Annotated in this window: 11 protein-coding genes; 10 read left to right on the top strand and 1 reads right to left on the bottom strand. The window is 45.1% G+C overall.

Annotation, left to right across the window (positions count from 1 at the left end):
* Positions 1–215: 215 nt before the first annotated feature.
* Positions 216–1,001 carry a hypothetical protein gene (locus DESAL_RS10255; RefSeq protein WP_015851920.1) on the top strand — a complete coding sequence of 262 codons (786 nt, stop codon included), beginning with the start codon at positions 216–218 and terminating at the stop codon, positions 999–1,001.
* On the top strand, positions 998–1,489 hold the full coding sequence (locus DESAL_RS10250) for a hypothetical protein (protein ID WP_015851919.1): 492 nt from the start codon (positions 998–1,000) through the stop codon (positions 1,487–1,489). The genes DESAL_RS10255 and DESAL_RS10250 overlap by 4 nt, the downstream gene beginning before the upstream one ends.
* On the opposite strand, the gene DESAL_RS10245 is transcribed toward DESAL_RS10250, so the two are convergent.
* Positions 1,490–2,653 carry a tRNA nucleotidyltransferase/poly(A) polymerase-related protein gene (locus DESAL_RS10245; protein ID WP_015851918.1) on the bottom strand — a complete coding sequence of 388 codons (1,164 nt, stop codon included), beginning with the start codon at positions 2,651–2,653 and terminating at the stop codon, positions 1,490–1,492. It abuts the gene before it with no gap.
* An 89-nt stretch (positions 2,654–2,742) separates the two neighbouring features.
* Between DESAL_RS10245 and DESAL_RS10240 the strand changes: the two genes are divergently transcribed.
* From DESAL_RS10240 to DESAL_RS10205, 8 genes are all read left to right on the top strand, one after another.
* Positions 2,743–3,423, top strand: coding sequence for a TVP38/TMEM64 family protein (locus DESAL_RS10240; RefSeq protein WP_015851917.1), 681 nt, complete (start codon positions 2,743–2,745; stop codon positions 3,421–3,423).
* Positions 3,424–3,461: 38 nt separating this feature from the next.
* Positions 3,462–4,637, top strand: a complete 1,176-nt coding sequence (locus DESAL_RS10235; protein WP_015851916.1) for a Crp/Fnr family transcriptional regulator — start codon at positions 3,462–3,464, stop codon at positions 4,635–4,637.
* A gap of 1 nt (position 4,638) precedes the next feature.
* A complete protein-coding gene (locus tag DESAL_RS10230; RefSeq protein ID WP_015851915.1) occupies positions 4,639–5,778 on the top strand; it encodes a cyclic nucleotide-binding domain-containing protein in 1,140 nt (379 codons plus the stop codon).
* Between the two features lie 114 nt (positions 5,779–5,892).
* Entirely contained in the window at positions 5,893–6,816 is a 924-nt protein-coding gene (locus DESAL_RS10225) for a biotin--[acetyl-CoA-carboxylase] ligase (RefSeq protein WP_015851914.1), read from the top strand.
* A gap of 303 nt (positions 6,817–7,119) precedes the next feature.
* Complete coding sequence (locus tag DESAL_RS10220) at positions 7,120–10,698, top strand: PEP/pyruvate-binding domain-containing protein (protein WP_015851913.1); 3,579 nt, start codon at positions 7,120–7,122, stop codon at positions 10,696–10,698.
* Positions 10,699–10,851: 153 nt separating this feature from the next.
* Positions 10,852–11,292: an exosortase system-associated protein, TIGR04073 family gene (locus tag DESAL_RS10215; protein WP_015851912.1), complete on the top strand. Its 441-nt coding sequence runs from the start codon at positions 10,852–10,854 to the stop codon at positions 11,290–11,292.
* Positions 11,293–11,379: 87 nt separating this feature from the next.
* Positions 11,380–12,204, top strand: a complete 825-nt coding sequence (locus DESAL_RS10210; protein ID WP_015851911.1) for a DsbA family protein — start codon at positions 11,380–11,382, stop codon at positions 12,202–12,204.
* Between the two features lie 10 nt (positions 12,205–12,214).
* A complete protein-coding gene (locus tag DESAL_RS10205; RefSeq protein ID WP_015851910.1) occupies positions 12,215–12,949 on the top strand; it encodes a class I SAM-dependent methyltransferase in 735 nt (244 codons plus the stop codon).
* Positions 12,950–13,004: the final 55 nt, after the last annotated feature.

Below are 13,004 nucleotides of genomic sequence, written 5' to 3'. Positions count from 1 at the left end.
TATTTAACTGTTGAATTTTATCGAACAATCATCATTTGAATGATACTCGTACCATTGGCGTATAATTCAATTATATGGCACTCTCAAGGTTAATTAATGATTTCATTTGTAGTTTGAATGCTTGTTTAGTCTGGAAAATGCTAAAAACAAAAGGATAGAGCGGAAATAAAAAATATCCGTATAAAGTTTTGAGCTACAGTTTTAAAGGAAATATTATGGCTGATTTTAAAGATTTAACCGATGCTTTGACGGATGAGGTCCTGAGTGACATGGCGGATTCCTTTTTTGGAGCTCGCGTGGACGTTGATGATGCCATTGAGCTGTTTCATGAGGTTTCAGAAAAACTCCATGTTAAACTTTATCAGGTTTTTCGGGCCTGTGCGCTGCTTGAGAAAATCTGTCTGGGGCCTTCCGGTTTCAATGATTTTTGGGTTTCTGCCGGGATGAGCAGGAATAAGTTTTATCATCCCGCCGGGATTGAATGTGCTGACATCATAGATAGCCCTCCTTTCGCTTTTACCGGCAGAGGGGAATATATCAAGTGGTTTGGTATTGGCTACGATATGCTTTCCGCAAGTATTGAAGAATACATGCACGGTTCAATCAAAAAGGATGAGAATGGACGTAAAGTGCGGTCAGTAAATCGGGATGATTTTTTCAAAATGGCCGAAGAAATTAACATTCAAATTGAGAAGGTTAATAGAAATGTTTCAGCTTCGGATGTTCTTAAATTTACCAAGTCTCTCGATCCTGAATCAGTAAGGAAGGAAAGCATAGCCGGATGTGTGGGGCCTCAATGTAAGGTAATCGATGATGAGATGGCTTTCACTGTGATCACAATTAAAGATATCGATTTTCCGGCCTTCCCGGACCTGCCTAATCGTAAGGACGTTGCAACGTATATTTCCGGTTACTGTTCACAGGTCTGGGCGCGTGACAAGGTCCGGGTGAAAGCCTTGATAGAAGAGTTGAAAACGAATGCGAATAAGGAGTTGTTATGAAAAAATTACTTGGTTCCGCGTTGATATTGCTACTTGTACTTTGCTTGGGGTCAATTGCTTCGGCTGAAGAGAAAAAGGCAGTACCAAATTCCAAGGCTAAACCTGCTCCGGTCGAAAAAGTAGAGCAGAGTGCTGAAAAACAAGGAGTTCCTGTAGCGGTCATTCATAGTGGTGATGACGTGTTGGGTGGTACTTTGGCATTAAAGTTAAAGGAGAACTTTAGGAAGTCCGTGCTTTTTAAATTGGCCGGAAAAGATGGGAAGGCTGTACGGGTAATTATTGAATCACGCAGTGAATTCAATGAAAGGCCGGAGATCGGTTCTGTTTATTCAGTGGTCTGGACTTTTGCGGAGAGCGAGGGGGTAGTTCCTTTTTATCTTAAGCAGGAACTTGGTCTTGTGAATTCCCGCAATGTGGAAAACAGTGCTGCCGGATTGATGAATACTACAGATAAAGTGGCTGGGGAATATAAGTATTTGTTCGAGTAGTTAAATCCTCTTTCTGCTGCCACTGAAGGTCTTTATTTTCATGGCTCTCATGTTGCGCAGCTTTTCTCCTGATTCTTTACCAAGATTCCTTTCGTGGGCCGGCAGGGAAACCTTAAGTATCTCTGCCAGGTCTGCGGGAGCGGTTTCAAGCAATCCTTCACCCCTGTCCGCATTGCAAAGGCTGATCATATTTTCCAGAAGTCCAGAAACATGAAGTTTCATCAGTAAGTCTACTTTGGTTCCGGGTCTTAGCTCCTGATAATTTCCGGCCTTCATGTGAAGTTCTGCTGCACTTTCTCCAGCACGAATGAATTTTACCGGGAGCATTAGTCTGCTGCCCAGTTCTTTTGCCGGAATCATACCTGCTTTATCGTGACCGTAATGCGAGGGGAGGATATCCGCTGTCGTTAACACCTTGCCCAGATCATGACTCATGGCCATCCAGCAGGTCAGGGGCTCTCCTGCAACTTCATCCATAATTTCAGCTGTGTGTCCGGCTACGGATTTGTCGTGATATTCCGGCGGTCCGGCCGGGATATTATCAGAACCGTTAAATTCGGAGAACCACGGTTCAAGGCAATTTCCTTGAATCAATAACCGCAGGAAATTTCCTGGTTTCGGCCCGCTTAAAGCTTTACGGAGTTCTACGCCGATTCTGTCCGGGGCAATGTCTGCAAGCCAATCATTATCTGCACAACGTTTCATTTCCGCAATCAGTTCCGGGTGAGGGCTGAATTCCGGAAACCGGGATATGAAAGTTGCCGCTCTGAATACACGCAGCGGATCTTCTTTAAAAGTATCAGGAAAAGACGGGCGCAGTACTCGGTTACGTAAGTCTTCCAGTCCGTTAGGGTGAGCGTACAGTTCTCCGTCTTCGTCCAGCGCAAAGCTGTTAACCGTGAAGTCGCGAGCTTTAAGGTCAAGATCTATAGTCTCATCTGTGTTGTTGCCTTTAGCTCGCGGGAAAGAGAATTCCAGTCCTTTGAGATAGAAAATTTCGTAAGATTTTCCTACTGGACGGGCCTTTGGAAAAGCAGCAAGAAATTCTTCAGGAGAACCTGAGGCAATAAGGTAGTCCAAGTCTTTTGGAGATCTGCCGAGTAATAGGTCCCTAATAGACCCACCAGCGATTAATATTTTTAAATTATTATTTTTTTTTGTCATTTCTTGCTTTTTCTATTCTGGTAGCTGATAACAAGGCTTTGGTTAGCAGCGTTCTTGATTAATTCAGGTTTGATGGTATCGTATGATCAATGAAAAATAAAATACTCATAATTACGTTTATTGCAGTTGTTGTGGCGCTGTTTTTTGCGTTTGATTTGGATAGGTTCCTGACTCTTGAATATATAAAAAATTCAAGGCAGGAGTTCCAAGTCTTTTATGATCAGAACCCATTTTTAACTGTTTTTTCATTTTTTCTGGTTTATGTGCTGGTTGTTGGAGTGAACCTCCCCGGTGCAACTGTGCTTGGGCTGGCGGGGGGAGCTTTGTTTGGCTTTACCGTAGGGGTGCTGACGATATCATTTGCCAGCACTATCGGTGCTACACTGGCTTGTTTTTTTTCGCGTCACTTGTTCAGGGATTACGTGCAGCGAAAATTCGGAGACCGGCTGGAGAAGGTTAACCGGGGTATCGAAGAAGAAGGTGCGTTTTATCTTTTTACAATGCGGCTTATCCCGGCCATTCCCTTTGTGGTTATCAATTTGCTTATGGGGCTTACCACAATCAGATTGAGAACTTTTTATTGGGTTTCACAGCTGGGCATGCTGCCCGGAACAATGGTGTATGTTAATGCCGGAAAAGAACTTGGGAAGATTGATTCTCTTTCCGGGATAGTTCAGCCCGGATTGCTGATCTCCTTCGCGCTGCTGGGAATATTCCCATTGGTGGTGAAAAAGATAGTCGGACTTGTTAAGGTTCGACGTAATGTGTAATCTTTAGAAAATTTCATTTTTATTAAGTACGGTTAACGATGATTGTAAGGACAGCACCAAGTATTCGTACCTACCATAAGGGTAAGGTCATTTTCAGCGAAGGGCAGGAAAGCAAAATTGCCTATATGATCAAGTCCGGGACTGTCGATATTTTTAAGATTATCGATAAGAAAAAGACTGTCATGGGGACCCTGCGTCGTGGTGATATCTTTGGTGAAATGTCTTTACTGGCTAATCAAAAACGTACAGCTAGTGCCGAGGCTGCCAGTTTTTGCGAATTGGTGGTGCTGACTGAAGAGATGATGAACAAGCTGCTCAGAGCCTCTCCTGAGACCGTGCGTAAGATGCTTGAGCTATTGGCTAAACGGGTCGCTGCGACTGATATGAAAGCCTCCGGACCAGAGCAGAATGACTCATTTATTGCACTCGCAGCTATTCTCAATCTCGCTTACAAGGAATTTGCCTACACTCCCCGTAACAAGCAACGGGAAATTGAAAATTACAAGATGGGACTTTCGGTGAAGTCCTACACCGAAACAGTTAAGAGTCTGGCTGCCTTTTCAAATCTTGAAATTGAGTCTTTTTTGGAGATAGTGTTCAAGCTTCGTTTGATTGATATAAAAAGTATCAAAAAGGGCGATAAGAGCGCATTTGTTGAACGTTATATTAATATTAAAGATTTCGAGCAGTTCATGCCGCATCTACGCAATCTCTACAAGCAGATGCGCGAGCTTGGTGCGAATGTAGATCAGCGTATGACTTTTATGAGTTTTACTGATTTGGCTGAAAGGACCGGAAGCACTCCGGAGCTGATTTATAAAAAACTCATTAAGGAAGAGATGCCTGAAAACTTGCTCTTTTTTAATCGGGAGAAAGCCCTTGAGTGGGGCAAAAGCAAGGAACCGGATTTCTTTAAGAAGTTTCGCAGGCCACGCAAGGCCCTTGAAGATCTTGAGTCTGTGGAAGATATTATTTTTATCGATAATCCGACCCTTAAAAAGGCTCTCGAAGGGTTTAATTTTTACAATATTTCAATTCTCTACTCCGCCATGGATCAGCAGGGCAGGGATAAGCTCAAGCGAAATGTAGGCAAGAAGGTTGCTCAAATTTTACTGCGTGAACCTCCAGCAGATCGTGATCCAAGCGACCCGGAAGTGCTTGAATGTTGTGACGAACTCCTTGATATTGTGCGAAAATTGAAGGGAGTGAAGTAGTATGGCAGCAGTCAAGCCACAATCTAAAACTTTTCTCAAGGGCGATGTTATTTTCCGGGAAGGTGAAAAGGGTAATGCCGCATACATGATTCAGTCCGGAACTGTGAATATTGTTAAAAATATCAAGGGTAAAAGACAAATCCTTGCTACCTTGGGACCGGGAGAGCTTTTTGGTGAAATGGCAATAATTTCAAAATGTGAAAGGGTTGCCGGAGCAGAGGCTGCATCAGAGTGCGTACTGTTGGAATTGACTGCGCGGTTGATTCTTTTGCTGCTTAAGAAAAGTCATCCTACTGTCTTCCATTTGACCAGAGTTCTGGCTTCGCGTCTTGCCCGTGCGGACCGTGCTGTCTCCGAAAGCCGCAGCGATAATTCATGGCTTACCTTTTGCCGCTTGCTGCACATGAAGCATCGTATTTTTGAAACTGCTCCCAAGACTGAAGACGCACCGATCGGGATTACCCTTGAAGAATTGTCCTGTGAGTATTGCGAGATTACAAATGGATCGCAGCATGAGGTCGAACGTCACCTTAAATCTGCAATTGGATTTAACATGATTTCGGTCAATAAAATCGCATCACAGAGTTACCTGACAATCATTAATCCTGATGATTTCCTTGAAATAGCCAAGAATCTTTCCGAAGATATCAACAAGTTCAGCGGTAAGGTCTTTCTTTCAGACTTTATTGATATTCATGATTTCTCATCAATTGTCGATTCCAACCCGGAGATGATCTACAAAAAGATTGGGGTTGGAGATTTCCCTGAAGATATTTGTATGTTGCATAAGGAAGCAACTTCCAAATGGGTTGAGAAAAAGGGCGCGCAATATTTTAAAGAGACAAAGCGGAAACGCAAGTCCATTGATGAACTTGAAGGTGTCGAAGATATTATTTTTGTGGATATCGGAACTTTGAAGCTGGTTTTCCGCAAGCTTGGATATTACAAGCTCGGTATCCTGCTGGCTATCGCCGGTGATGACGCCAAAAAACGTATTCTGGCAGCTATTTCCACCAAGATTGCCGCAGCCATTACCCGCGACTCACGTTCGTCCGATGCCATTGACCAGAGCGAAGCTGATGATGTGGAAGAAGAACTCATTGATATGATCAGGGAGATCAAGTCCTCGAAGAAAGAATAATCAAAATGAAGTTGCGCATCCCGCTGGCTTTGGTTAATAATATAATTAAGCTAAAGTATTAATAAAAACAGGTTTTACCTTGTCAACCAGCATTAGAACATGGGATAGTGTAGCATGATTACTCGAATTACTATTATCAACGGTAAGGATTCCAGTCCTCTCCCCAAGGCTAACCCGGAAAATATTTTTCAGGCCCACCCTTTATGGGCGCGTGATATTGAAAACTTCGGCCCTTGGAATAGCGAGGATGCTGAGTACAGGACTTATTCAACATGGATATCAGGTTCACGGACCGGAGTTCCTGTCGCAGTATGCGGTTCCTGTGTGTCCAGCCTTGATGTTGCGTGGCGTCTGAATTCTCTTGAGGATCTTTCGGACTGGGGCAGTGTTCTGGCAGTGGAGCAAAATACCGGACGCGGACAGGTTCGCCGTGAATGGATTTCTCCTCCCGGAAATGTGTACGGAACCATCAAGTGGCCTTCCCTCCCGGAAGTAAAGCCCGGTGAGGTCCGTCCTGTATGGAATCGTATTCTCCCCCTTATTGTCGGCTACCTGACCTGTAATGCTTTGCGTGATCTTGGTGTAGATGCCCAGCTTAAGTGGCCCAATGATATTTTAATCGACGGGAAGAAGGCTGGCGGTATACTCATTGAAGAGCGCGGAAATGTTACTATGGTCGGTATCGGCTTGAATCTGTCTTACGCACCTGAACGAAGCATGCTTAGAGCAGATTATGCAGTTCCTGCCGGAAAGGTTAATACCGAGACAATGCAGCTTGGTCCTCTGGAAACATGGGTTGAACTGATTAAGCATTTCAGGGGTAATTTCGAGCAGATTATTTCTATGCAAAATACTGATGATTTTCTTTACGAGCTTCAAGACCGTCTGGTCTGGTTCGGTGAAGAGGTTAAGATTGTGGATGGTCCTGAAGGCGTTGATCGCGGTGTTATTTGCGGTTTGCGTTCTGACGGTGGACTTGTGGTTGATCACAATGGTGAACAACACGAGATATATTCTGGTTCTGTAATGCCTTTATAATGCAGCTAGATACTGTTTTTGCTTGACATGCGGGCGTTGCTGAGGAATTTGTTCTTTGTTGCCGGGTGAACTGAAGGGAAGCTTTTCATCCAATAACGGCAATGCCCGGAATGCAGCGGAGTTCTTCCGTTTGCGCCCGAATCAGTATCATTTATTGTCAGCGCCCTTGTCTTTTGCCAAAGCAGGGTGCTATGTCTGTTTATATTCTGTTAATTTCTTTTCGATTACTGATTATCTTATTTACCCGGATTTTAAAGAAAAAAATCCAAGAGCATATCTGTAATGATGTGTAAGGAGGAAGTGATGGCTGGTAAGACGGAAGAAGCAGTTTCTGCTAAAAATGCAGAGGCAGCAGCTCCCAAGAAGTCCCAGGCTAAAAAACAGCTTGAAAAGAAGCTGATTCTAACCGGTGCCGATATCGTTAAAATCGGTGAAGATGCAGAACTGCTGGTTGGCGGGAAAAACTATAATACCGCATTGATCAGTCAGGTTGACGGCATCAGATCTCCCCAGTTCAGGGCTGTTTCATCTATCGCGTTCCATAAATTGCTGGATGAGACTAAAGTCAATGCAAGCGTTGTCAGGGCTGTTGTTGACAGTGAATATAACGCAGTGGACTGGAGCAGTGAAGAAGTTAACAGTGACAGTGAATTTTTACAGAAGTTTGTCCGCTCTATCGCTCAGGTAATTAAAGAAGAAGCAGGCAAGCATACTGAAACTCAGATTCAGCTGCGTACTTTTATTAATAACGTTGTTGAAGGTTTTGCGACCTCTCCTGAAGGAATTGACCAGTTACGCAAAAGATCAGTGCTTGTTCAGAGTGCTATTCTTTCTGTGGAACTGCCCAAGGACGTTGAAACCGCAGTCAGGGAAGCTTATCTCTCAATCTGCAAGGATGCAGGGCTTGAGAATGAGCCTGTGGCCGTACGTTCCTCCGCAGCCGGTGAAGACAGCCGTAAAAAGGCTTTTGCCGGACTTCAGGATACCTATCTGAATATAGTCGGCGAAGACCAGTGCGCCGAAGCATATCACTGGGACTGCGCATCCGCTTATAACCTGCGCAGTATGACCTATCGTCGTGAAGCCATTCTTGATGCCGTTACCTTGGCAGAGAATACCGGCGACGCTTCCATTGCAGAAGATGCAAAGAAAGAGTGGGCTATTGAAAACACCTCACTTTCCGTCTGCATCATGCGTATGATCAATCCTGTAATTTCCGGTACTGCATTCAGTGCTGATACTGCCACCGGTTGCCGTGGAACTGACCGCAAGGATCTTGTTTCCATTGATGCCAGTTACGGTCTTGGTGAAGCTGTTGTCGGCGGTATGGTTACACCTGATAAATTTTACGTATTCCAGCGTGATGACGGTTCTGAAGTTGTTGTCCGTAATATGGGCAGCAAGGATAAGAAGATCGTATACAGCGAAAAAGGCGGAACCAAGGTAGAAAAGGTTCAGCCCGGTGCTGTTTACCGTTGGGCTCTGTCCCTTGCTCAAGCTGAAGAAGTTGCTAAAGGCGTTCGTTCCATCAGTGCTGCTTATGGCGGCATGATCATGGATACCGAGTTCTGCCTTGATGCTGCTGACCGTCTCTGGTTTGTTCAGGCTCGTCCTGAAACCCGCTGGAACGAAGAGTTTGAGCAACATCCTGATTCCATCTTCATGCGCAGGCTTGAGGTTGATCCCAAGGAGCTTGAAGCTGCTGAAGTTGTTCTGGAAGGTAACGGTGCATCTCGCGGAGCAGGGCAGGGAACTGTTAAGTATCTCCGTTCCGCTCTTGAGCTAAACAAAATTCATAAGGGCGATATTCTCGCGGCAGAACGTACCGACCCAGACATGGTTCCGGGTATGCGTATAGCTTCCGGTATTCTTGCTGACGTAGGCGGCGATACCAGTCACGCTGCGATTACTTCTCGTGAGCTTGGAATCCCGGCTATTATCGGTATCCAGAGACTTGAAGTCCTGCGCTCTCTTGAAGGTCAGGAAATCACCGTTGACGGTTCACGTGGTAAGGTTTACCGCGGCGCACTGCCTCTCATCGAGGTTGGCGGAACCATCAATGTTGCAGAGCTTCCGGCTACCAAAACCAAAGTCGGTCTGATTCTCGCTGACGTGGGACAGTCTTTGTTCCTTTCCCGCCTGAGAGAAGTTCCCGATTTTGAAGTCGGCCTGCTGCGTGCAGAGTTCATGCTCGGTAACGTGGGTGTTCATCCGCTGGCCCTTGAAGCTTATGACAACGGAACCCTTGATAAGCTGGTTCAGGATAAGCTCGATGAGCTGGATGGAAAACTGACCACAGTTATGAAGACCCAGCTTGATTCCGGTCTTATTTCCCTGAACATTAATCTCAGGGAATACATCGGCGCGTTGACCGGTCTCACAGAAGAAATGGATTCCATGGCCAACGCCAATACCGCACGCGGAACCGAAGAAGTTCTGGCCATGCATCGCAAGCTGCGTGAACTGGACAAAAAGCTCGACTACTACCTCGAGCATGCCACCGAAAGTCTTTACACCCTGAAGACTTCTGTGGACATCGAAGAGCATCTTCGCGGCGTTCTCGGCATTCATTCCGGGGAGCATGCTGATTCCAAGTTCATCTACAAGCGTACTGAATCCCTTGATGAACTGCCGGAGATGCTTGCTAAGGCCAAAGAGAATCCCGTTGTTCTCGAATACATTGAACAGATTAAAGCTCTGCGTGAAGAAGTGGCTCTCAAGATGGGACTTAAGTCTGAAATGGATGAAGTCACCACTCTTCGCCAGCGCATTGCCGATATTATTAAATCCCGTGGTCTCAGAACCGGTAAGGAAAATTATATCCAGACATTGTCTCAGGGCCTGGCTCTGTTTGCGATGGCCTTTTACGGCAAGGATATTGTCTACAGAACTACCGATTTCAAGACCAACGAATACCACAACCTGCTTGGCGGTCTGCTCTTCGAACACTATGAAGACAACCCCATGCTCGGTTATCGCGGTGTTTCCAGAAATATCCATGACTGGGAACTGGAAGCCTTCAAGCTTGCGCGCGGCGTGTTCGGCGGTAAGAACCTGCACATTATGCTGCCTTTCGTACGTACTATCGAAGAAGCTCGCAGCATGAAGCGCTATCTGTCCCAGGTACACAACCTTGATTCCGGTAAAGATGGCCTTAAGCTGATCCTTATGGCTGAGATTCCCAGTAACGCTGTACTCAGCAAGGAATTCATCAAGGAAGTTGACGGATTCTCCATCGGCTCCAACGATATGACCCAGCTGGTTCTCGGTACTGACCGTGACAACCCCAGCTTGCAGCATATCTACGATGAAGAAGATCCGGCAGTTGTCTGGGCTATTCTTTCCGCAATCTTCACCGGACAAAAGTTCGGCAAGAAGATCGGTTTTTGCGGACAGGGTGTTTCCAACAGCGTAATCCTGCGTGGCGTAGTCTGCATTGCCGGGATTGTTTCCGCTTCCGTTGTGCCTGACACCTACCTGCAGACCAAGCTTGATATGGCAGCTGTTGAAGCTGAAAATATCAAGGTCAGTGAGTTGGGACAGTGGATCAGAGCACGTCATTTTGAACGTCTTGCCACACTCATGGAAGAAAACGGTTACAGCCACATCATCAAAAAGTACAAGACTCCCGAAGACCTCGAGGACTGGTACGAAGGTGAAATCAGAAGGCTTAACGAACAGCTTCGTGATAATATGGATTCCCCCAGAGAATCCTTTATCAGACAGGAAATGGATACCTTCCGTGGAACCTTCCACAAACCTGTTATCTATTCCGCATGGGATTGGAACCAGACCGTTGAAGATGCCATGCATCATGCCGGATTTGCCACTTTTGAAGAGCAGGAAGCAGCTCTTGAAGAACAGCGTAAGAAAAAATGGTAATCCCGACTTGAAAGTTAATTATGAAAAGCCGTTCCTTCGGGGACGGCTTTTTTGTTATAATTATGTTCAGAACTCTTTAATAATCCAGTAAACACGCGGCTAGCCTTGACAGGAAACTGGAGCAGGGGCATATATTTAAGAACAGGAGATAAAATGATTAAATCCAAAAGATTTGTAAAAATATTGCTTCTCGCAGTGGCCTTGTCTTCAATGTTACTTGGCGGCTGTTCTCTTAATTCCGCAAATTATGTTGGAAACGAGGAAAGCTATGCTGACCGCGCTCCACGTAAATTGGGAAGGGGTATGACTAATATCTTGAGCGCTCCTCTGGAGATCCCGAATCAGGCCGTTGACCTCGCTGCTGAAAATGATGCCCCCGCGGAGCAGGCCGCAGGATATGTCGGTGGAATATTTGTCGGCTTTGCATATGCTGGAGGGCGTGTTGTTTCCGGTGTTTATGATATTATTACATGTCCTTTCGGTGGACCATCTGTGCCTACTATGGACCCGGATCTTATCCATTCAGATTTTTTTGAAAAAGCGGATGAAAGAACAGATTCTTTTAGCGATGTCTGGGGAATCGGAGCTTATTAATTCTACACCTATATGAACTTATAAAAATAACCTCCACGGTCTATCCGCATGGAGGTTTTTTCTTTAACTGCTGATGAAGAGGTTTTTATGTTGAAAAGAATTGCTCTTGTAATTTGTTTAGTTGTGATGTTTTCCGGTTGTGTGAACAAGCAGATGCTTAAAGAGCAGATTGCTGAAGTGATACGTGAGAACCCCCAGATTGTATTGGATGCTATGCGTGAAAATAGCGTGGATATGCTCACGATTGTAGAGCAGGGTATTGATCAGCGCGAGAAACAAAAACGTGAGGCAATGCTGGAAGCAGAAATCAAAAATCCGTTTAAGCCCCGTGTCTGGTCTGAAAGACCCATGCTTGGCAGTCCTGAAGCACCCGTAACTATTGTTGAATACACTGATTTTCTTTGCCCTTACTGCAGCAAGGGGGCCAAAGTTGTAAGTAAGCTTGTGGCTGAACAGCCTGAAAAGTACAGGTTAATTTTTAAACACCTGCCTATGCATAAGAATTCCCGCGAACTTGCCCTTGTTTTTGAAGCAATCGCACAATTCGATAAAGAGAGAGCTTACAAATTTCATGATCTTGCCTTTGAGCGTCAGAAGGACCTTTATGAAGATAAAGAGGGGATCGTTTTAAGTAAAATTCTGGAAGAAGTAGCAGTCGATCCTGATTTGCTTCAGAAACACCTACGTTCTCCTAAGTTGCAGGCTTTTTTACTGGCTGACGAAAAAGAGGCCGGAGCATTCGGAATTGATGCCACTCCTACGTTCCTCGTTAACGGTGTCTCCGTTCGTGGATACCTGCCTGCTGATAGATTTGAGCAGATGGTGGACATGATCATGGAAAAATCGGGCAAAGCGGCGACTTCAGAAACAATCGAAGGTGAAGTCTGCGAAGATTGCCTGAATCAGATGTAAGCGGTGTTATATGAGAGATATTGCTAATATTCCCGAGCCTCCTGAAGATCTGCATATCTGCTTTGGCGGGGGAGATTTTCGCAGTGTAGGGAATAAAATGATCGGCTTTTGCCGGGATAAATTGAACCTGCAATCTGATGAGAAAGTTCTTGATATCGGATGCGGAATCGGGCGACTGGCCTTTCCGTTGCTTGAGTACCTTTCAGAGGAAGGTGGCTATGAAGGTTTTGACACTTTTCCTGTCGGCATAAAATGGTGCACGGAGAATATTACCCCGGAATTTCCAAATTTCAGGTTTCAACTGGTAGATATCTTTAATTCGACCTACAACCCATACGCTCAGACCAAGGCTGCTGATTTTGTCTTTCCTTATGAGGATGACAGTTTCGATTTGATCATGCTTAACTCCGTGTTTACGCACATGATGCCGGAAGACATCATGAACTACATCAAGGAGATGGATAGGGTTCTCACTGATAAAGGCCGTATTTTTGCGACTTTCTTTCTCGTTAATGAGGAATCCAATGCTTTGATGGATCGGGGTAAAAGTACGCATGATTTTTTCAAGTACGGAATCTTTTATACTGCTGATCCTAAAGACCCCATGGATGCGGTCGGCTATGATGAAAAATTTGCTTTGAATATGTTTGAGCAGAGAGGATTCAAGATTAAAGAAATTTTGTTTGGTGACTGGTGCGGTCGTATGGCTAAGAATCATCAGGATATTTTACTGATTACCCGCTAAGTCTTCTTAATTAGATTGAATAAAAAAAGCTGGAGTTTACGTGTTTATGTAAGCT

This window comes from Maridesulfovibrio salexigens DSM 2638 (assembly GCF_000023445.1).
Classification (GTDB): Bacteria; Desulfobacterota; Desulfovibrionia; order Desulfovibrionales; family Desulfovibrionaceae; genus Maridesulfovibrio; species Maridesulfovibrio salexigens.
This window is presented reverse-complemented; position numbering and strand designations above follow the sequence as displayed.

What these genes read in the sequence shown, in the direction of transcription:
- DESAL_RS10255 (WP_015851920.1), top strand. Translation starts at nt 216, where the DNA reads ATGGCTGATTTTAAAGATTTAACCGATGCTTTGACGGATGAGGTCCTG.
- DESAL_RS10250 (WP_015851919.1), top strand. Translation starts at nt 998, where the DNA reads ATGAAAAAATTACTTGGTTCCGCGTTGATATTGCTACTTGTACTTTGC.
- DESAL_RS10245 (WP_015851918.1), bottom strand. Translation starts at nt 2,653, where the DNA reads ATGACAAAAAAAAATAATAATTTAAAAATATTAATCGCTGGTGGGTCT.
- DESAL_RS10240 (WP_015851917.1), top strand. Translation starts at nt 2,743, where the DNA reads ATGAAAAATAAAATACTCATAATTACGTTTATTGCAGTTGTTGTGGCG.
- DESAL_RS10235 (WP_015851916.1), top strand. Translation starts at nt 3,462, where the DNA reads ATGATTGTAAGGACAGCACCAAGTATTCGTACCTACCATAAGGGTAAG.
- DESAL_RS10230 (WP_015851915.1), top strand. Translation starts at nt 4,639, where the DNA reads ATGGCAGCAGTCAAGCCACAATCTAAAACTTTTCTCAAGGGCGATGTT.
- DESAL_RS10225 (WP_015851914.1), top strand. Translation starts at nt 5,893, where the DNA reads ATGATTACTCGAATTACTATTATCAACGGTAAGGATTCCAGTCCTCTC.
- DESAL_RS10220 (WP_015851913.1), top strand. Translation starts at nt 7,120, where the DNA reads ATGGCTGGTAAGACGGAAGAAGCAGTTTCTGCTAAAAATGCAGAGGCA.
- DESAL_RS10215 (WP_015851912.1), top strand. Translation starts at nt 10,852, where the DNA reads ATGATTAAATCCAAAAGATTTGTAAAAATATTGCTTCTCGCAGTGGCC.
- DESAL_RS10210 (WP_015851911.1), top strand. Translation starts at nt 11,380, where the DNA reads ATGTTGAAAAGAATTGCTCTTGTAATTTGTTTAGTTGTGATGTTTTCC.
- DESAL_RS10205 (WP_015851910.1), top strand. Translation starts at nt 12,215, where the DNA reads ATGAGAGATATTGCTAATATTCCCGAGCCTCCTGAAGATCTGCATATC.